Here is an 18717-nt window from a genome sequence, read left to right as displayed (position 1 = left end):
GCATCGCTATATCGCGATGCGAAGATATATCAATGGATCTCGAAGCCTGGTCGAGTCACCTCAAGGTGCTTGCCGACGCCACCCGGGTGCGCCTGCTGGCGCTGCTCGACGGGGAAGAACTCACGGTCGCCGAGCTGTCGGCGATCACCCGGCTGGCCCAGCCGCGCGTGTCCACCCACCTGGCGCGGCTGAAGGACGCCGGGCTGGTGCGTGACCGGCGCGCCGGCGTCTCGGCCTATTACCGCTTCGACGAGGACCGCCTGGATCCGGCGCAGCGTGCGCTGTGGCAGACCCTCCGCGAAGGCAGCGACGACCCGCTGCTGCGCCAGGATGCCGAGCGCGTCGCCGGCGTGCTCGCGATGCGCGCCGCCGACCAGAACTGGGCCGACTCGGTGGCCGGCGACATGGAGCGCCACTACTCGCCCGGCCGCACCTGGGAAGCGATGGCGCGCTCGGCGCTGCCGCTGCTCGAGACCGGCGATGTGCTCGACATCGCATCCGGCGACGGCGTGCTGGCCGAGCTGCTCGCCCCGCATGCGCAGCGCTACGTCTGCATCGACGCCAGCCCGCGCGTGGTGGCCGCCGCGCAGGAGCGGCTGAAGCGCTACCGCAACGTCGAGGTGCGCGAGGCCGACATGCACGCCCTGCCCTTCGAGGACGGCAGCTTCGACCTGGTGGTGCTGATGCATGCGCTGACCTACGCGGCCAAGCCGGCGCTCTCGGTCACCGAGGCGGCGCGCGTGCTGCGGCCCGGCGGCCGCCTGCTGCTCACCAGCCTCGCCCGCCACGGTCACCGCGCCGCGGTCGAGGCCTTCGGCCACGTCAACCTGGGCTTCACCGACAAGGAGCTGCGGCGCTTCGTCGACAAGGCCGGCCTCGCGCTGCAGTCCTGCGAGACCGTCACCCGCGAGAAACGCCCGCCGCATTTCGAAGTCGTCTCCCTGATCGCGGGCAAGCCATGAGCCGCCTTCCCTGGCTCCATCACGACCGCGTGGCGCGTCTCGAGGCCGCGCTCGCCGAGCGCATCCTGGTCATCGACGGCGCGATGGGCACGATGATCCAGCGCCACCGCCTCGAGGAAGCCGACTACCGCGGCGAACGCTTCGCCGGGGGCTTCGACAGCCTGCAGCCGGGTGCCGCCGCGTCGCATGACCTCAAGGGCAACAACGACCTGCTCACCCTGACCCGCCCCGACGTCATCGCCGGCGTGCACGAGGCCTACCTCGCGGCCGGCGCCGACATCCTTGAAACCAATACCTTCAACGCCACCGCCGTCAGCCAGGCCGATTACCGCCTGCCGCACCTGGTGCGCGAACTGAACCTGGAAGGCGCGCGCCTGGCACGCGGCTGCTGCGATGCCGCCGAGGCCCTTGCGCCGCACCGTCCGCGCTTCGTCGCGGGCGTGATCGGGCCCACCAGCCGCACCGCGTCGATCAGCCCCGACGTCAGCGATCCCGGCTACCGCAACACCAGCTTCGACGCCCTGCGCGACGACTATCGCGTGGCGATCGACGGGTTGATCGATGGCGGCGCCGACATCCTCATGGTGGAGACGATCTTCGACACGCTCAACGCCAAGGCCGCGCTGTACGCGATCGAGGAGGCTTTCGAGGCCCGCGGCGCGCGTCTGCCGGTGATGATCTCCGGGACCATCACCGATGCTTCGGGCCGCACGCTGTCCGGCCAGACCGCGGAGGCCTTCTGGATCTCGGTGTCGCACGCCCGCCCGCTCTCGGTCGGGCTGAACTGCGCGCTGGGGGCGAAGGAGCTGCGTCCGCACGTCGAGACCCTGGCGCGCGTCGCCGATTGCCCGGTCAGCGCCCATCCGAATGCCGGGCTGCCCAACGCCTTCGCCGAATACGACGAGACCCCGGAGGAGATGGCCGACACCCTGCAGGAGTTCGCCCGCTCCGGCCTGCTGAACCTGGTCGGCGGCTGCTGCGGAACCACGCCGGAGCACATCGCGGCCATCGCCGACGCCGTGCACGGCATCCCTCCGCGGGTGCCGGCTTCGTGGGGGGCTGGGGCGTGAGTGCTGTCTTTCCCCGAGGTCCCGCGATGAACGTCCCCAGGTACACGCGGCTGTCCGGGCTCGAACCGCTGGAGATCACGCCGGAGCTGCTGTTCGTCAACGTCGGCGAACGCACCAACGTGACCGGCAGCGCGCAGTTCCGGAAGCTGATCAAGGAGGACCGCTTCGAGGAGGCGGTCGAGGTCGCGCGGCAGCAGGTCGCCAGCGGCGCCCAGATCCTCGACGTCAACATGGACGAGGGGCTGATCGATTCGGCGAAGGCGATGACCCGCTTCCTGACCCTGATCGCGTCGGAGCCGGACATCGCGCGCATCCCGGTGATGGTCGATTCCTCGAAGTGGGAGGTGATCGAGGCCGGGCTGAAGTGCCTGCAGGGCAAGGGCGTGGTGAACTCGATCTCGCTCAAGGAAGGCGAGGAGGCCTTCGTCGAACAGGCGCGCAAGGTGCTGCGCTACGGCGCCGCGGCGGTGGTCATGGCCTTCGACGAGGACGGCCAGGCGGACACCGCGGAACGCAAGGTCGCGATCTGCACCCGCGCCTACCGCATCCTGGTCGACGGGGTCGGGTTCCCGCCCGAGGACATCATCTTCGACCCGAACATCTTCGCGGTCGCCACCGGGCTCGAGGAACACAACAACTACGCGGTGGACTTCATCGAGGCCACGCGCGTCATCAGGGCGACGCTGCCCCATTGCCATGTCTCGGGCGGCGTCTCCAACGTCTCGTTCTCGTTCCGCGGCAACGAGACCGTGCGCCAGGCGATCCACTCGGTGTTCCTGTACCACGCGATCGCCGCGGGCATGGACATGGGCATCGTCAACGCCGGCGCCATGCCGATCTACGACGACCTCGACCCGGAGCTGCGCGACCACGTCGAGGACGTGATCTTGAACCGCCGCCCGGACGCCACCGAACGCCTGCTGGCGCTGGCCGAGCGCTACAAGGGCAGCAAGGGGCAGGCAAAGACCGAGGACCTCGCCTGGCGCGGCAAGGACGTGCGCGCGCGCCTGAGCCATGCGCTGGTGCACGGCATCGACCAGTACGTTGTCGAAGACACCGAGGAGGCGCGCCTGCTGTCCACGCGCCCGCTGGACGTGATCGAAGGTCCGCTGATGGACGGCATGAACGTGGTCGGTGACCTGTTCGGCGCCGGCAAGATGTTCCTGCCGCAGGTGGTGAAGTCGGCGCGGGTGATGAAGAAGGCGGTGGCCCACCTGTTGCCCTACATCGAGGCCGAGAAGCTGCGCACCGGCGACACCGCCAGCAACAACGGCAAGGTGGTGATGGCCACCGTCAAGGGAGACGTCCACGACATCGGCAAGAACATCGTCGGCGTGGTGCTGGCCTGCAACAACTTCGAGGTCATCGACCTCGGCGTGATGGTGTCGGCGCAGACGATCATCGACACCGCCGTGGCGGAGAACGCCGACCTGGTGGGGGTGTCCGGCCTGATCACCCCGTCGCTGGAGGAGATGGGCCACGTCGCGCGCGAGATGCAGCGCCAGGGCCTCACCATCCCGCTGATGATCGGCGGCGCCACCACGTCGCGCGCGCACACCGCGCTCAAGATCGATCCGCACTACCGGTCTCCGACGGTGTGGGTGAAGGACGCCTCGCGCGCGGTCGGCGTGGCCCAGTCGCTGGTCTCGCCCGAGCTGCGCGGGCCGTTCGTCGCCGCCTGCGAATCGGACTACGCCGGCATCCGCGAACGCCATCGCAACCGCGGCGATGCCAAGCGGCTGGTGGCCCTGCAGAAGGCGCGCGGGCAACGCTTCGATGGCGGCTGGGACGGCTACGCGCCTCCGACGCCGGCCAGGCCCGGCATCACCACCTTCCATGACTACCCGCTCGCCGACCTGGTCGAGACCATCGACTGGACGCCGTTCTTCCAGGCCTGGGAGCTGGCCGGGCGCTATCCGGCGATCCTCGAGGACGCGGTGGTCGGACCGGCGGCCAGCGAGCTCTACCGCGACGCGCGCGCTATGCTCGACACGATCATCCGCGAGAAGTGGCTCACCGCGAAGGCGGTGTTCGGCCTGTTCCCGGCGGCAGCGGTCGGCGACGACGTGGAACTCCAGGTCGCGCCCGGCGACAGCGTCACCGTGCCCTTCCTGCGCCAGCAGGTCGACAAGCCGGTCGAGCGCCCGGACTTCTGCCTGGCCGACTTCATCGCACCGAAGGACAGCGGCGTACCCGACTGGATGGGCATGTTCGCGGTCACCGCCGGCATCGGCATCGAGCCGCACCTGGAGCGCTTCCGCGCCGATCACGACGACTACCGCGGGATCCTGCTCAAGGCCCTGGCCGACCGCCTCGCCGAGGCCCTGGCCGAGCACCTGCACCGGCGCGTGCGCACCGAATTCTGGGGCTATGCGGCGGGCGAGGCGCTCGACAACCAGGCCCTGATCGCCGAGGCCTACCGCGGCATCCGACCGGCGCCCGGCTACCCGGCCTGCCCCGACCACAGTCCGAAGCAGCAGCTGTTCAGCGTGCTGGACGCCACGGCCAATGCCGGCATGGAGCTGACCGAAGGCTTCGCGATGCTGCCGACCGCGGCCGTGTCCGGCTACTACTTCAGCCACCCCGGCAGCCAGTACTTCGTGGTAGGCCGCGTGGGCAAGGACCAGGCCGCGGACTACGCGAAGCGCCGCGGCGTGCCGCTGGCGCAGGTCGAGCAGTGGCTGGCCTCCAACCTCGACTACGATCCCGACTGAGCACGGCACCGGCACGTCGATGATCGAGCACGCCCGCACCGCGGCGGCGGCACCGGTGGTGCGGCTGTCGAGCTTCTACTTCACCTACTACGCGGCGCTGGGCGCGTTCACGCCCTACTGGGCGATGCACCTGCAGTCGCGCGGCATGGGCATCACCGCGATCAGCGTGATGATGAGCCTGTGGTATGCGACGCGCGTGGTCGCACCGAGCGCGTGGGCGACGATCGCGGCGGCCTCGCCGCGGCCGATCCGCTGGCTGCGCATCGGCTGCGTGCTGACGGTGGCGAGCTTCGCCTGCTTCCTGCCGGAGCAGCCGGAGTGGACGCTGTTCGCGGCGATGATCGCCTTCTGCTTCTTCTACAACGCGGTGATGCCGCAGTTCGAGGCGATCACGCTCGGCCACCTCGGCGCCGACGCGCACCGCTACGGCGCGATCCGGGTCTGGGGCTCGATCGGCTTCATCCTGGTCACGACCGGCTTCGGCTGGCTGATCGAACGCCACGGCGCCGGCATCCTGCCCTGGGCGATGCTGCCGCTGTTCGCGCTGATGGCGGTGAGCGCCTTCGCCAACCGCGACGCCGGACACGTGGGGCCGCGCGGCAAGGCCGGCGCCGGCTTCTGGACGATCGTGCGGCAGCCGCGGGTCGCCGCGTTCCTGGTCGCGGCCTTCCTCGAACAGCTGTCCTTCGGCCCCTACTACACCTTCTTCTCGGTCTACATGGACGGCCTCGGCTATTCGACCTCGACCCTGGGCCTGCTGTGGACGGTGGGCGTGGTGTTCGAGGTCGCGGTGTTCTTCACCATCTCGCGCATCTTCCGCCGCTGGGATCCGAGCTGGCTGCTGCTGGTGTCGATGGCCAGCGCGGTGCTGCGCTGGTGGGCCACCGCGCTCTGGCCCGAAAGCATGCCGGTCATGCTGGTGGCCCAGGCCACCCATGCGCTGAGCTTCGCCGCCTTCTTCGCCGCGGCCATGCAGCTCCTCGCCCGGCACTTCCCGGGCCCGCTCAACGGCCACGCGCAGGGCCTGTTCTACGGCTTCTCCTCCGGCCTCGGCGGCGTCCTCGGCGCCCTGATCGCCGGCCAGCTCTGGCCCTTGGGCGACGGTCGCGCCGCCTTCCTCGCCGCCGGCGCCTTCGCCCTCCTCGGCTGCCTCATCACCTGGACCTGGGTGGTGCCGCGTCGGCGCACTGGCGGGGACGGAAGCCTGGCCACGGATAGCCGCGGATAAGGCGACTGGCGGGAAAAAGCAGGAGCATTTTTTTTGCCACGGATGACGCGGATCACGCGGATTTACGCAGATCTGGCCGAGGCGAGAATGAAGCTTTCTTTGATCAGGGTGTCGCCGCGGTTCCTTTCGGCGCGCACAAGAGGTCGCGTGGGCAGCCTGGACCTGACGACGACGGGGTCACCCCGCCTCAAAGCTCCTGCCCTATCCGCGCGAATCCGCGTGATCCGCGTCATCCGCGGCAAAAAAGCTTTCGACTCCCTCACCAGACAAGATCGTCCGGCACCTGGTATTTCGGGTCGGAGTACGGATCGGCGCCCGGTGCGGCGTTCGGATCGACCTTGAGGGCGACGCACGCGGGGAACACGGATTCGGCTTCCGCCAGGGTGTCGGCGGTCACGAGGAGATAGCGGCCGTTGAGCTGGACCACGCCGAGCTCGCCGGCGTTGAGGGCACGCAGCTGGTCGGCGGTGACGTGCACGCGCTTGATCCTGCCGCCGTATTCGAAATGCCGCACGTGGTCGGCGTCGGCGGCGTTGAGCGCCTTGCCGTCCAGCAGCGTGGCCACCTTCGCCTGGGCCTCGCGGCGCAGGCGTGCGGCTTCCTGCTTCGCGCGCTCGGCCGCGATGCGCTCGTCCTTCTCGCGCTGGGCGCGGATCGCGTAGGCCTTGGCGAGGTCGATGTCGCCGGTCGGGCGCGGGGCGCGGGCACGCCTGGCCGCACCTTTCGACGGTGCCTGGCCCTGCGGCGCGGCTGCGCCCGGCGAGCCGCGCTGCGCTGTCGCAGCGCCTCGGCCGTCGCGGGGCGGCTGGCCTTCGCGGCGACGATCGACCTGGCCCGGTCGCGCGCCCTTGCCGCCACGCGGGTTGCCCGCGCGCTGCTGTCCGCCCTCGCCGTCCTGGCGTCGGGGTCCCTTCGGCTTGTCTGCCACCGGCGCCGGCTTGAAGCCGAGTCCCAGCAGCTGGTCGCGCAACGTATCGCTCATCGGTCTTCAGTAATGCGGCGGTGGGGGTTCGTCGGCGGGATCGCCGGTGACGCCGGGGCGGCTGGACTGCAGTTCGTCCAGGGCGCGCCGCAGCAGGACGTCGTTGCGCGACAGCTCCAGCCGCGCCTCGGCCAGGGCATCGCTCAGCTCGGCCATGGCCTGCTCCTGGAAGGCGAGCCGGGTCTCCAGCTCGACCACGCGCGCCTCGATGCCGGTCGCGCTCATTGGCGCGCCCGGACCGAGCGCCCGCGGCCGATGCCGTAGTAGGCCAGGCCGGCGTCCTCGGCGTCTTCGGGGCGGTAGATGTTGCGCCCGTCGAAGACCACCGCGTCGCCCAGCTTCGACCGGACCTGCTCCAGGTCCACGCTGCGGAACTGCTTCCACTCGGTGACCACGACCAGGGCGTCGGCGCCGTCCAGCGCGTCGGCGGCCGAGTCGCAGAGGACCAGGTCGTCGCGCTCGCCGAAGATCCGGCCGGCCTCGTCCCGCGCCTCCGGGTCATAGGCCTGCACGCGCGCGCCCGACTCCCAGAGCTGGGCCAGCAGCCGCCGGCTCGAGGCCTCGCGCATGTCGTCGGTGTCCGGCTTGAAGGCCAGGCCCCAGACCGCGAAGGTCTTGCCGGCGATGCCGCCGTCGCCGTAGTGGCGCATCACCAGCTCGTGCAGGTGGCCCTTCTGGCGTTCGTTCACCGCCTCCACCGCGTCCAGCAGCAGCGGCGGGTGCCCCACCTGCTGGGCCGTGCGCGCAAGCGCCTGGACGTCCTTCGGGAAGCACGAGCCACCATAGCCCGCGCCGGGATAGATGAAGTGCCAGCCGATGCGCGGATCCGAGCCGATGCCCTTGCGCACCATCTCCACGTCCGCGCCCACCCGCTCGGCAATGTTGGCGATCTCGTTCATGAAGCTGATCTTGGTCGCCAGCATCGCGTTGGCCGCGTACTTGGTCAGCTCGGCCGAGCGCACGTCCATGACCACGAAGCGGTCGCGGTTGCGGTTGAACGGGGCGTACAGGCGCCTGAGCCTGTCCTCGGCGTGCGGACTCTCCACGCCCAGCACGATGCGGTCCGGGCGCATGCAGTCCTCGACCGCGGCGCCCTCCTTCAGGAACTCGGGGTTGGACACCACGTCGAAGGCCACGTCGACGCCGCGCGCCGCGAGCGCGGCGGCGATGGTGTCGCGCACCCGGTCGGCGGTGCCCACCGGCACGGTCGACTTGTCGACGACGATGGCCGGGCGCTCGAGGTGCTCGCCGATGGTGCGCGCGACCTGCAGCACGTACTGCAGGTCGGCGCTGCCGTCCTCGTCGGGCGGCGTGCCGACCGCGATGAACACCACCTCGGCGTGCGCGACGGCGCGCGCGGCATCCGTGGTGAAGTCCAGCCGGCCGGCCGCGTGGTTGGCCTTGACCATCGGCTCCAGGCCCGGCTCGTAGATCGGGATGACGCCCTGGTGCAGGCGCTCGACCTTGCCCGCGTCCACATCCACGCACAGCACGTCATGGCCGACCTCGGCCAGGCAGGTCCCGGTGACCAGGCCGACGTAGCCGGTGCCGAAGATGCTGACGCGCATGGCCTACTCCGCCGGATCCGCGAGGACGTCCAGCAGCTCGACCTCGAACACCAGCGCGCTGCCCGGGGCGATCGGACCGCCCGGCGTGCCGACGTCGCCATAGCCCAGCCCGCTCGGCAGCCAGAGCATGTACTTGCTGCCCGCCGGCATCAGCTGCAGCCCTTCCTGCCAGCCCGGCACCACGCTCGACAGGGTGAACACCGCCGGTTCCTCGCGTTCGTAGGAGCTGTCGAAGACCGTGCCGTCGAGCAGCGAGCCCTTGTAGTGCACGCTGACCCGGCTTTCGGGGCCCGGCTTCGGGCCGGTGCCTTCGGTCAGAACCTTGTACTGCAGGCCCGAGGCGGTGACCTGCACGCCTTCCTGCTTGGCATTGGTCGCGAGGAAGGCCTCGCCGGCCTCGCGGTTGCCCGAGGCCATGCGCGCCTGCATGCGCTGGCCGAAGGCCTCGAAGGCCTGGCGGGCCTGGGCCTCGTCCATCAGCGGCGCTTCGCCGTCCATCGAGGTGCGCATGGCCTTGACGATGGCGTCGAAATCGACGTCGTCCTTGATCTCGGCCAGCGTGGAGCCGATCTGCAGGCCGATGGCGTAGCCGGCCTGCTCCTCTTCGGTGGCCAGGCCCTCGATCTCGAGCGAGGACGGCGTGGCGCCGGCCTTGGCGGGCTTGGGCGCGTCGGGATCGATCTTCTTGCAGGCGCCCAGGGCGAGGAGGAGCGAAGCGGCCAGCAGGCTGGTCGCGGTGGCGCGTGCGAGCGTGTTCATCGGGAGACCTCGGAAGTGGGACGAGCTGCGATCACGGCAGCTGCAGGAGTTCGACGTCGAAGACGAGGGTGGCGTTCGGCGGGATGCTGCCCGGCGAGCCGTTGCGGCCGTAGGCCAGCCCGGAGGGGATCCAGAAGCGGTACTTGGCGCCCACCGGCATCAGCTGGAGGCCCTCGGTCCAGCCGGCGATCACCTGGGCGAGGCCGAAGGTCGCCGGATCATTGCGGGCGTAGGAGCTGTCGAAGACGGTGCCGTCGAGCAGGCGGCCTTCGTAGTGCACGCGCACCTGCGCGGTGCCGTTGGGCGGACGCGGGCCCGAGCCCTGGCGCAGCACCATGTACTGCAGGCCCGACCCGGTGGTCACGACGCCCTTGGCCGTGCGGTTGGTGGCGAGGAATTCCGCGCCCGCGGCCGTGTTCTCGCGCGCGGCCGCCTCGCTCTCCTGGCGCATGCGCTCCTGGATGCGGGCGGTGAACGTCTCGCGCAGCGAGGCCAGCTCGGCCTCGGCCAGCAGCGGCTGGCTGCCGTCGAGCACCGTGGCCACGCCGCGGCCGAACACCGCCAGGTCCACCTCGTCCTTCAGCGGCGCCAGCGAACGGCCGACGTCGGCGCCGACCAGCAGGCCGACCTTGTCCTTGGCCACCGGCGGCGGCTCGCTGCCGGGCGCCATCCCGGGCATCGACTGGCCGCTGCGCACGCCGACGCGCTGCATCAGCGCAGGCCCGATCTCGGCCGCCTCGGCTTCCGACAGCAGCGGCTTGCCGCCGTCGAACGCGTTGCGCACGGCGCGCAGGAAGGCCGCGCGGTCGAGGTCCGGGCCGACCGCCTCGATCGAGCGGCCGACATCCATTCCAATCATGTAGCTGTTCTTCTCGCGCTCGCTGGACGGCACGGCATTCTCCTGGGCAATGGCGGGTGCCAGCGACAGGGCCGCGGCGACGGACAACGCGGCCAGGCCGCGCAGCAGGGACTTCATCAGGGGGGTGCTCCTGGACTCGGGCCGCGATCCGCGGCGTCTGGGCCTATTGTCGCGGGCCGGCGCGGCCCCGGCAATGACCGCGGCACCCCGTGCCATCAGTTGGGCTGCCGGGGACTTGACCGGGTGTGTGGTGGTGTTATAGTTGCATACAACACCAGTCATGCAGAGCAGGACGGCCACCATGAACCGCAAGCTCGACAACACACTGATCGCCTTGGCTGCCAGCGGCCTCGCCCTGACCGCCATCGCGCTGTTCGCGACGCCCGGCTTCGCGCCAACCGACGACGCCGGCCTCCCGGCCGCGGCGGCGGTCGGCGACGCGGACCCGGGCATCCGCGAACGCCGTGGAACCGCCCTCAACCGCCGCGGACTGGCCATGCCCTACTTCTCGTTTGCCCGCGGCGTCCGTCGCATCGGAGGCTGAAACCATGTCCGGCATCCAATGGAGCGATGGCGCTCCCATCTACCGCCAGCTGAAGGAGCGGGTCATCGCGATGATGCTCGATGGCCAGCTCAAGCCCGGCGACGCCCTGCCCTCCGTGCGCCAGGTCGCCGCCGAGTACCAGCTGAACCCGATCACCGTGTCGCGCGCCTACCAGGAGCTGGCCGACGAGGCCCTGGTGGAGAAGCGCCGGGGCCTGGGCATGTTCGTGACCGACCAGGCCTCGAAGAAGCTGCTCGGCAACGAACGCGAGCGCTTCCTGACCGAAGAGTGGCCGCAGGTGCTGGAACGCATCCGCCTGCTCGGCCTCTCACCCGAAGAACTTCTGCGCGAAGGGGATTCCGCATGAACCGCCAAGACACCGCCGTCATCGACGCCCGTGGCCTGCGCAAGGCCTACAAGGGCAAGCCCGCGCTGGACGGCGCCAGCTTCCGCATCGAGGCCGGCCGGATCGTCGGCCTGGTCGGCCCCAACGGCGCCGGCAAGACCACCGCGCTCAAGGCGGTGCTCGGCCTGGTCCCCTTCCAGGGCGACCTGTCGGTGCTGGGACGCGACCCGCGCAGCCAGCGCAACGAGCTGATGAACGACGTCTGCTTCATCGCCGACGTTGCCGTGCTGCCGCGCTGGATGCGGGTGCGCGAGGCGATCGCCTTCGTCGAGGGCGTGCATCCGCGCTTCGACCGCGCGCGCTGCGAGCGCTTCCTGGCCAATACCAAGCTGACCCCGAAGATGCGCGTGCGCGAGATGTCCAAGGGCATGATCGTGCAGCTGCACCTGGCCCTGGTGATGGCCATCGATGCGCGCCTGCTGGTGCTCGACGAGCCGACGCTCGGCCTCGACGTGCTGTACCGCAAGGAGTTCTACCAGCGCCTGCTGGAGGACTACTTCGATGACGGGAAGACCATCGTCATCACCACCCACCAGGTCGAGGAGGTCGAGCACATCCTCACCGACGCCTTGTTCATCCGCGACGGGAAGATCGTGCTCGACGCGCCGATGGACGACCTCGCGCAGCGCTTCACCGAGGTGCTGGTCGACGCCGGCCAGGCCGACGCGGCCCGCGCGCTGGCGCCGATCGACGAGCGCAGCCTGCCCTTCGGCAAGACCGTGATGCTGTTCGACGGCGTCGAGCGCAGCGCCCTCGCCCCCTACGGCGAAACCCGCACCCCGGGCCTCGCCGACCTCTTCGTCGCCACCATGAAGGGAACCTACGCATGAACGCCACAGCCGAAACCCTGCCGGTGGCGAAGGCCCCGGCCCATGCCACCCACCGCTTCCAGATGCTGCTGCGGCGCGAATACTGGGAGCACCGCGGCGGCTTCCTCTGGGCGCCGGTGATCGCCGGCGCGATCTCGCTGCTGCTGACCGCGGTGTTCTTCGTCATCGCCGCGATCGGCATCCGCAACGCGCAGAGCGACGCGGCCTTCCACCTCGATGACGGCCGCACGATGACGATCAACGGCCTCGACCTCGGCGCCCTGGCCGAGCGGCTGAGCGCCGAGGACAAGGCGCAGCTGGCCAGCGGCATCGACATGACCATGCTGATGGCCTCGGTCTGGCCGTACATCGTCATGGTGTTCGTGATGTTCTTCTACTGCCTGGGCGCCCTGTATGACGAGCGCAAGGACCGCAGCGTGCTGTTCTGGAAGTCGCTGCCGCTGTCGGACGGCGAGACCGTGCTGTCCAAGGTGGTCAGCGCGACCCTGGTGATCCCGTTGCTGGCGACGCTGGCCGCGATCGTGACCATGTTCGCCTTCCTGCTGCTGCTGAGCGTCATGGTCATGGCCCATGGCGGCAACCCCTGGGAGCTCATCTGGGGCCCCGGCAATCCGCTGCAGGTCTCCGCCTATGTGCTGGCTGCGATCCCGGTCTACGCGGTGTGGGCCCTGCCCACCGTCGGCTGGCTGATGCTGTGCTCGGCCTGGGCGCGCAGCGTGCCCTTCCTGTGGGCGCTGCTGGTCCCGATCCTGTCCGGTCTCTTCGTCAGCATGTTCAGCGTGATGCGCCTGTTCGACCTGGGCGCCGAGTGGTTCTGGAGCCACATCGTGGCCCGCCTGCTGCTGGGCGTGGTGCCGCTGACCCGGCACGACATCCATCGAATCGGCGGCCTCGATGCCGGCCAGGATTCGATGGTGGCGCTGATCGAGCCGTCCGCGGTCTGGTCCAACCTGTTCCAGGCCGAGACCTGGATCGGCGCGGCGGTCGGCATCGTGATGCTGCTGCTGGCCACCCGGCTGCGCCGCTGGCGCGACGAGGGCTGAACCCATGCGACTTCGAGGAGGATCCACCATGACGCCACTGACCCGCCCGTCCATCCTGCTGGCCTCCGCCCTGTCCGTGCTCGTCGCCGCTGGCTGCGAGCGCGCCCAGGACCCGCCGCCCGCCGCCGCGCCGGCGGTTGCCGAGGCGAAGACCGACGCCGACCGGAGCTTCATCGGGCGCAAGGCCGCCGAAGCAATCGAGCAGGCGGGGCAGAAGCTGCGCGCCGGCAACATCCAGGTCGGCCAGGGCACGCGCATCAGCATCAACGGGCGCAACTACGGCAGCACCCCCGCGGACAGCGACCTGCCGAAGGCCGAGATCACCCCCTCGGGCGACCTCCTGATCGCGGGTGAGCCGGTGGAGGCCTCGACCGCGCAGCGCGCGCTGCTGCTCGCGCACCGCCGCCATCTCGAGGACGTGGCCCTGGCGGGCATGGCGATCGGCGCCCAGGGTGCCGACATCGCCGGCACCGCCCTGGGCGGGCTTGGCGAGGCGGTGTTCGGCGGCGAGGAAGGCCGCCGTGCCTTCGAGGCCAGGATGGAAGCCGAGGCCGGTCGGATCAAGGACGAGGCCATGCGCCTGTGCACCCTGCTCCCGCCCCTGTACGACAGCCAGCAGGCCCTGGCCGCCGCGCTGCCGGCATTCGCGCCCTACGCGACGATGACGCCGCAGGACGTGGAGGACTGCAGCAACGAGGTCCAAGACGCGGCCACCGACGGCGGCACCCGGGCCTGATCGCGCGCGCGCCGCCACCCACCGACCACCCGTCTCCACGCCTGAGCGAGGTTCCGATGCGACCGACCGCGACTCCCCTCTTCTTCCCGCTGCTGGCGCTCGCACTGGCCGCCGCGCCCGTCGCACGCGCCGACGACGACCGCGCCTGCAGCCACAGTGCACCGCAGTCCCTGGTGCTCGACATCGGCGACGCCCGCAGCGTCCGCTTCCACGTCGGCAACGGCCGGCTGCGCCTGGACGGCCAGCCCGGCCAGGCCGGCAGCCTGCAGGGCCGCGCCTGCGGCTCGAGCGCCGCGGAACTCGCCCGGCTTCGCGTGGAGCAGTCGCGCGAAGGCGACGCCCTGGTGGTGCGCCTGGTCCGCGAGGAGCGCAGCGGATGGAACCTCGGCAACCGCTACGCCTGGCTCGACCTCGCCGGCCGCGTGCCCGACGGCCTGCCCGTCGAGGTCCAGCTCGGCTCGGGCGATCTGCAGGCCACGGGCCTGGCCGGTCTCGGCCTGACCGTCGGCTCCGGCGATGCCGACGCGCGCCGCATCCGCGGGCCGGTCGACGCCCGCGTGGGTTCCGGCGACATCGGGCTCGCCGACATCGGCAGCCTCGACCTCGGTTCGGTGGGCTCGGGCGACGTCACCGTCCGCGGCGTGCGCGGCGATGCGCGCGTGGGCAGCGTCGGCTCGGGCGACGTCGAACTGGCGGACGTCACCGGGAACGTGGACGTGGGCTCGCTGGGCTCGGGTGACATCGCACTCGAACGCGTCGGCGGCAACGTCAGCGTGGGCTCGATCGGCTCCGGTGACGTCGACATCCATGGCGTGGGCGGCAACCTGCGCGTGCGCGCGGTGGGCAGCGGCTCGGTCGACCATGCGGGCGTTTCCGGCCAGGCCGACCTGCCGCGCAAGCGCTGACGCCGCTGCGAGCGATGCAGGCGATGCGGCCATCGCGGCCACAGTGGGCGCGGCGGCTCCCACGGGCAAGGCTCCGCGGCTGCCGCTAGACTCGGGCGAGGCCATGCCGCAGCCGGCGGCGTGGCGACCGATCCGGGGACTGCATGCGCGACATCGTCTGGAAGCCCGGCGCGCCGCGCGCCATCCTGCTCGCCACCGACCTCGACGGGCGCTGCGACCGCGCGCTCGACCGGGCCGTCGCACTCGCGCGGGACTGGGCGGCCAGGCTGGTCGTGCTGACCGTGGTCGAGCCGCCCCCGGCGCCGCCGCTGCAGCCAGGCCAGGCGCTGCCGGTGCAGGCCAGCGAGGTCGCGCTGCGCGCCGCGGCCCGCCTGCGCCGCGACATCGGCCCCGCCGCGGAGGGCCTGGACCTTGAACTGCTGGTCCGCGAAGGCCGGGTCGGCGAATGCATCGATGCGGTGGCCGACGAGACCGGCTGCAGCCTGCTGGTCACCGGCGTGGCCCACGACGCCTTCTTCGGTCGCCACCTGCTCGGCAGCACCGTGGACTGGCTGGTCCGGCACGGCGGCCTGCCGCTGCTGGTGGTGCGCGATCGCGCGCACGCGCCCTACGCGCGGGTGCTGGTGGCGAGCGACCTGAGCCCGCCGTCGGCACGCGCCCTGGACGTCGCCCGCGCGCTGTTTCCCGATACCGCCGCCAGCCTGTTCACCGCCTTCGACGTGCCCTACCTGGGCCTGCGCGACGGGGACCGCGATGGGGGCGTCGACGATGCGCGTGATGCGACGCTGGACGCGGCGCGCCGGTTCCTGGACGCGGCGGGCCACGCCGACCTGCCCGCCGCCACCGCCCACGGCGACGCCGCGGTGCGCCTGGCCGAGCACGCGCTGGCCGTCGACGCCGACCTCGTGGTGGCGGCCTGCGAGGGCCGCGGCGCGCTGTTCCACCTGCTGATCGGCAGCGTCGCGCGCGGAATCCTCGACGCGAGCCCCTGCGACACCCTCCTGGTGCCGGAGCCGAAGGCCCGCCGGGACGCGTGACCGCCGCCCCGGCAGGGGGCGACGGACGCGGCGTCGCGCTCAGTCGCCGCGGATGCCGCCGCGGGTCAGCGCCAGCGGATCGAGCAGCGCGCGCAGCCTGGCCTCCGGCAGCCCGGTGGCTTCGACCGCCACGTCCAGCACCGGCCGGCCTTCGCGGTAGGCCTGCTTCGCGATCGCCGCCGCCTTCTCGTAGCCGATCACCGGGTTGAGCGCGGTCACCAGGATCGGATTGCGCCCGAGAGCGGCCTCCACCACGTCGCGGCGCACCGTCAGGCCGTCGATGACCCGGTCCGCCAGCAGCCGCGACACCGCCGACAGCAGGCCCACCGACTCCAGCAGGTTGCTGGCGATCAGCGGCAGCGCCACGTTGAGCTGGAAGTTGCCGGTCTGGCCGGCGACCGTGACCGCCACGTGGTGCCCCATGACCTGGGCGCAGGCCATGACCGTCGCCTCCGGGATCACCGGATTGACCTTGCCCGGCATGATCGAGCTGCCCGGCTGCAGCGCCGGCAGCTCCACCTCGCCCAGGCCGGCGAGCGGCCCGGCGTTCATCCAGCGCAGGTCGTTGGCGATCTTGATCAGCGCCACCGCCAGCGCATTGAGCTGGCCCGACAGCTCCACCGCATCGTCCTGCGAGGCGATGCCTTCGAACTTGTCCGCGGCGGACTCGAAGCGCGTGCCGGTCGCGTCGGACAGGGCCTGGGCCACCGCCTGGCCGAAGCGCGGATCGGCGTTGATCCCGGTCCCGATCGCCGTCCCGCCGATCGGCAGCCGCCGCAGCCGCTTGAGCGTATCGGCGAAGCGCGCCTCGGCCGACGCCAGCTGCGCCGACCAGGCACCGAACTCCTGGGCGAAGGTCAGCGGCATCGCATCCATCAGGTGCGTGCGCCCGGTCTTGACCACCTTGGCCAGCGACCGGCCCTTGCGGTCGATGCTGCCGCGCAGCTGCTTCAGGGCCGGCAGCAGCTCCTCGACCACCGCGAGTTGCGCCGACACGCGCAGCGCCGTCGGCACCACGTCGTTGGAGCTCTGCCCCAGGTTCACGTGGTCGTTCGGATGCACCGGCTTGCGCCCCGCGCGGGTCGCCAGCGTGGCGATCACCTCGTTGGCGTTCATGTTCGATGAGGTGCCCGACCCGGTCTGGTAGACGTCGACGGGGAAGTGCGCGTCGTGCTGGCCGGCTGCGACCTCGCGCGCCGCCTTGCGGATCGACGCCGCCAAGCCCTTGGGCAGCAAGCCGAAGCCCGCGTTCGCCTCGGCCGCGGCCGCCTTCACCAGCCCCAGGGCGCGGATGAAGCCACGCGGCATCGGCCGCCCGCTGACCGGGAAATTCTCCACCGCGCGCTGGGTCGACGCGCCCCACAGCGCATCGGCCGGCACCTGCAGTTCGCCCATGCTGTCGCGCTCGATCCGGAACTCCTTGCTGCCCACGGCATCCTCCAACGGGTTTTCCCCGCAGGATACGCCGCCGCCCGTACCACCTCTCACCGAAGCCGAAATGCCGGCGCCCGCGAGAGCGGGACGCTGCGGGGTCGGGATGGACAGCGCACATGGATGTGCGCGGAAGGCGCTTCAGCCATGGATGGCTGATGCGCCGGTCCATCCCGACCCCGCAGCGGCACGCGTCCGCACGAAGCCGACCCGGAGAGGCCCGACCCCACCCGGTTAGAATGAACGGCCTCCCCCCCAGACCGCCCGCCATGCCCGCCCTCGACCCCCTGCTCGCCCTGTCCCCGCTCGATGGCCGCTATGCCGGCAAGGTGGAGGCCCTGCGACCGGTGTTCTCCGAGTTCGGCCTGATCCACGCCCGCGTGCGCGTCGAGATCGAATGGCTGCTGGCCCTTGCCGCCGAACCCGGCGTTCCCGAGCTGCCCGCCTTCGGCGACGCCGCCGCGGCGCGCCTGCGGGCACTGGCCGATGGCTTCACCTCCGCCGATGCCGCCCGGGTGAAGGAGATCGAGCGCACCACCAACCACGACGTCAAGGCGGTCGAGTACCTCATCAAGGAACGTCTGGCCGACGACGCCGAGCTGGGGCCCGCGCTGGAATTCGTCCACTTCGCCTGCACCAGCGAGGACATCAACAACCTGGCCTACGGCCTGATGCTCGACGCCGCCCGCCGCGACGTCATGCTGCCCGCGCTGGACGCCGTCACCGCCACCCTGCGCGGCATGGCCCACGGACTGGCCGGCGTGCCGATGCTCTCGCGCACCCACGGCCAGACCGCCTCGCCGACCACCGTCGGCAAGGAGATCGCCAACGTGGTGGCGCGCCTCGAGCGCCAGCGCGCCCAGCTGGTGGCGGTGTCGCTGACCGGCAAGGCCAACGGCGCCGTCGGCAACTACAACGCCCACGTGGCGGCCTATCCCGACGTCGACTGGCCCGCGTTCTCGCGCCGCTTCGTCGAATCGCTGGGCCTGGACTTCAATCCCTACACCACCCAGATCGAACCGCACGACTGCGTGGCCGAGATCGCCGACGTGATGAAGCGCATCGCGACCATCTGCATCGACCTGTGTCGCGACGTCTGGGGCTACATCTCGCTGGGCTACTTCCGCCAGGCGGTCAAGGCCGGCGAAGTCGGCAGCTCGACCATGCCGCACAAGGTCAACCCGATCGACTTCGAGAACGCCGAGGGCAACTTCGGCATCGCGGTCGCGCTGTTCGAGCACTTCGCCACCAAGCTGCCGGTCAGCCGCTGGCAGCGCGACCTCACCGATTCCACCGTGCTGCGCGCGGTCGGCACCGCCTTCGGCCACGCCCTGATCGGCTTCGACGCGCTGGGCCGCGGGCTCGGCAAGCTCAGCGCCAACCACGAGCGCCTGGCCGCCGACCTTGACGCGGCCTGGGAAGTGCTGGCCGAAGCCGTGCAGACGGTGATGCGCCGCCATGGCCTGCCCAGCCCCTATGAACAGCTCAAGGCGCTGACCCGCGGCCAGGGCATCGATGCCGCCTCCATGCGCGCCTTCATCACCGGCCTCGAACTGCCCGAAGCCGAGCGCCAGCGCCTGCTCGAGCTCACCCCCGGCGGCTATACCGGCCTGGCGGAAGCCCAGGCCCGCACCGTCTGACCG

The 18717-nt window shown here is 71.1% G+C and carries 18 protein-coding genes; 12 read left to right on the top strand and 6 right to left on the bottom strand.

Going from position 1 to position 18717, the window contains the following annotated elements:
• Positions 1-32 precede the first annotated feature (32 nt).
• Genes JG616_RS00280 through JG616_RS00265 form a run of 4 tightly spaced genes read left to right on the top strand, consistent with a single transcriptional unit; the run spans position 33 to position 5974 of the window.
• On the top strand, positions 33-962 hold the full coding sequence (locus JG616_RS00280) for a metalloregulator ArsR/SmtB family transcription factor (protein ID WP_199391329.1): 930 nt from the start codon (positions 33-35) through the stop codon (positions 960-962).
• Positions 959-2032 carry a homocysteine S-methyltransferase family protein gene (locus JG616_RS00275; RefSeq protein ID WP_199391328.1) on the top strand — a complete coding sequence of 358 codons (1074 nt, stop codon included), beginning with the start codon at positions 959-961 and terminating at the stop codon, positions 2030-2032. Before JG616_RS00280 ends, JG616_RS00275 begins: the two co-directional genes overlap by 4 nt.
• A 26-nt stretch (positions 2033-2058) precedes the next feature.
• Positions 2059-4746 (top strand): methionine synthase, encoded by a 2688-nt coding sequence (metH, locus tag JG616_RS00270; RefSeq protein ID WP_199391327.1) that lies wholly within the window; start codon positions 2059-2061, stop codon positions 4744-4746.
• A gap of 19 nt (positions 4747-4765) precedes the next feature.
• Positions 4766-5974: an MFS transporter gene (locus JG616_RS00265; RefSeq protein ID WP_199391326.1), complete on the top strand. Its 1209-nt coding sequence runs from the start codon at positions 4766-4768 to the stop codon at positions 5972-5974.
• 259 nt (positions 5975-6233) lie between these two features.
• Here the strand turns inward: JG616_RS00265 and JG616_RS00260 are convergent, their stop codons facing one another.
• From JG616_RS00260 to JG616_RS00240, 5 genes are read right to left on the bottom strand one after another with little or no spacing between them, the layout of a single operon-like run.
• Complete coding sequence (locus tag JG616_RS00260) at positions 6234-6956, bottom strand: DUF2058 family protein (protein ID WP_199391325.1); 723 nt, start codon at positions 6954-6956, stop codon at positions 6234-6236.
• A 6-nt stretch (positions 6957-6962) separates the two neighbouring features.
• A complete protein-coding gene (locus JG616_RS00255) occupies positions 6963-7181 on the bottom strand; it encodes a SlyX family protein (protein WP_199361974.1) in 219 nt (72 codons plus the stop codon).
• On the bottom strand, positions 7178-8524 hold the full coding sequence (locus tag JG616_RS00250) for a UDP-glucose/GDP-mannose dehydrogenase family protein (protein ID WP_199361973.1): 1347 nt from the start codon (positions 8522-8524) through the stop codon (positions 7178-7180). The genes JG616_RS00255 and JG616_RS00250 overlap by 4 nt, the downstream gene beginning before the upstream one ends.
• 3 nt (positions 8525-8527) lie before the next feature.
• Positions 8528-9283, bottom strand: coding sequence for an FKBP-type peptidyl-prolyl cis-trans isomerase (locus tag JG616_RS00245; RefSeq protein ID WP_199361972.1), 756 nt, complete (start codon positions 9281-9283; stop codon positions 8528-8530).
• Between the two features lie 31 nt (positions 9284-9314).
• Positions 9315-10259, bottom strand: a complete 945-nt coding sequence (locus JG616_RS00240) for an FKBP-type peptidyl-prolyl cis-trans isomerase (RefSeq protein WP_199391324.1) — start codon at positions 10257-10259, stop codon at positions 9315-9317.
• 184 nt (positions 10260-10443) lie between these two features.
• Here JG616_RS00240 and JG616_RS00235 point away from each other — a divergent pair, with 184 nt between their 5' ends.
• The 7 genes from JG616_RS00235 to JG616_RS00205 all read left to right on the top strand — a co-directional run bounded on the left by JG616_RS00235 (position 10444) and on the right by JG616_RS00205 (position 15643).
• Positions 10444-10686, top strand: a complete 243-nt coding sequence (locus tag JG616_RS00235; protein ID WP_199391323.1) for a hypothetical protein — start codon at positions 10444-10446, stop codon at positions 10684-10686.
• A 4-nt stretch (positions 10687-10690) separates the two neighbouring features.
• Positions 10691-11053, top strand: coding sequence for a GntR family transcriptional regulator (locus JG616_RS00230; protein ID WP_199361969.1), 363 nt, complete (start codon positions 10691-10693; stop codon positions 11051-11053).
• The gene (locus JG616_RS00225) at positions 11050-11922 is read left to right on the top strand and encodes an ABC transporter ATP-binding protein (protein ID WP_199391322.1); all 873 of its coding nucleotides are present in this window, start codon (positions 11050-11052) and stop codon (positions 11920-11922) included. Before JG616_RS00230 ends, JG616_RS00225 begins: the two co-directional genes overlap by 4 nt.
• On the top strand, positions 11919-12965 hold the full coding sequence (locus tag JG616_RS00220) for a hypothetical protein (RefSeq protein ID WP_235972835.1): 1047 nt from the start codon (positions 11919-11921) through the stop codon (positions 12963-12965). Before JG616_RS00225 ends, JG616_RS00220 begins: the two co-directional genes overlap by 4 nt.
• Before the next feature lie 28 nt (positions 12966-12993).
• Entirely contained in the window at positions 12994-13701 is a 708-nt protein-coding gene (locus JG616_RS00215) for a hypothetical protein (protein ID WP_199361967.1), read from the top strand.
• Between the two features lie 56 nt (positions 13702-13757).
• Complete coding sequence (locus JG616_RS00210) at positions 13758-14606, top strand: hypothetical protein (protein WP_235972833.1); 849 nt, start codon at positions 13758-13760, stop codon at positions 14604-14606.
• 143 nt (positions 14607-14749) lie between these two features.
• Complete coding sequence (locus JG616_RS00205) at positions 14750-15643, top strand: universal stress protein (protein WP_199391321.1); 894 nt, start codon at positions 14750-14752, stop codon at positions 15641-15643.
• Between the two features lie 39 nt (positions 15644-15682).
• Here JG616_RS00205 and JG616_RS00200 read toward each other — a convergent pair whose 3' ends face one another.
• Positions 15683-17038: a class II fumarate hydratase gene (locus JG616_RS00200; protein WP_199391916.1), complete on the bottom strand. Its 1356-nt coding sequence runs from the start codon at positions 17036-17038 to the stop codon at positions 15683-15685.
• A gap of 305 nt (positions 17039-17343) precedes the next feature.
• Between JG616_RS00200 and purB the strand changes: the two genes are divergently transcribed.
• On the top strand, positions 17344-18714 hold the full coding sequence (purB, locus tag JG616_RS00195; RefSeq protein WP_199391320.1) for an adenylosuccinate lyase: 1371 nt from the start codon (positions 17344-17346) through the stop codon (positions 18712-18714).
• Positions 18715-18717 lie beyond the last annotated feature (3 nt).

It is taken from the genome of Luteimonas sp. MC1895 (assembly GCF_016457215.1).
In the GTDB taxonomy this organism is placed as follows: domain Bacteria; phylum Pseudomonadota; class Gammaproteobacteria; order Xanthomonadales; family Xanthomonadaceae; genus Luteimonas.
The sequence above is the reverse complement of the archived record's forward strand: the minus strand, read 5'-3'. Positions and strand labels throughout refer to the sequence as shown.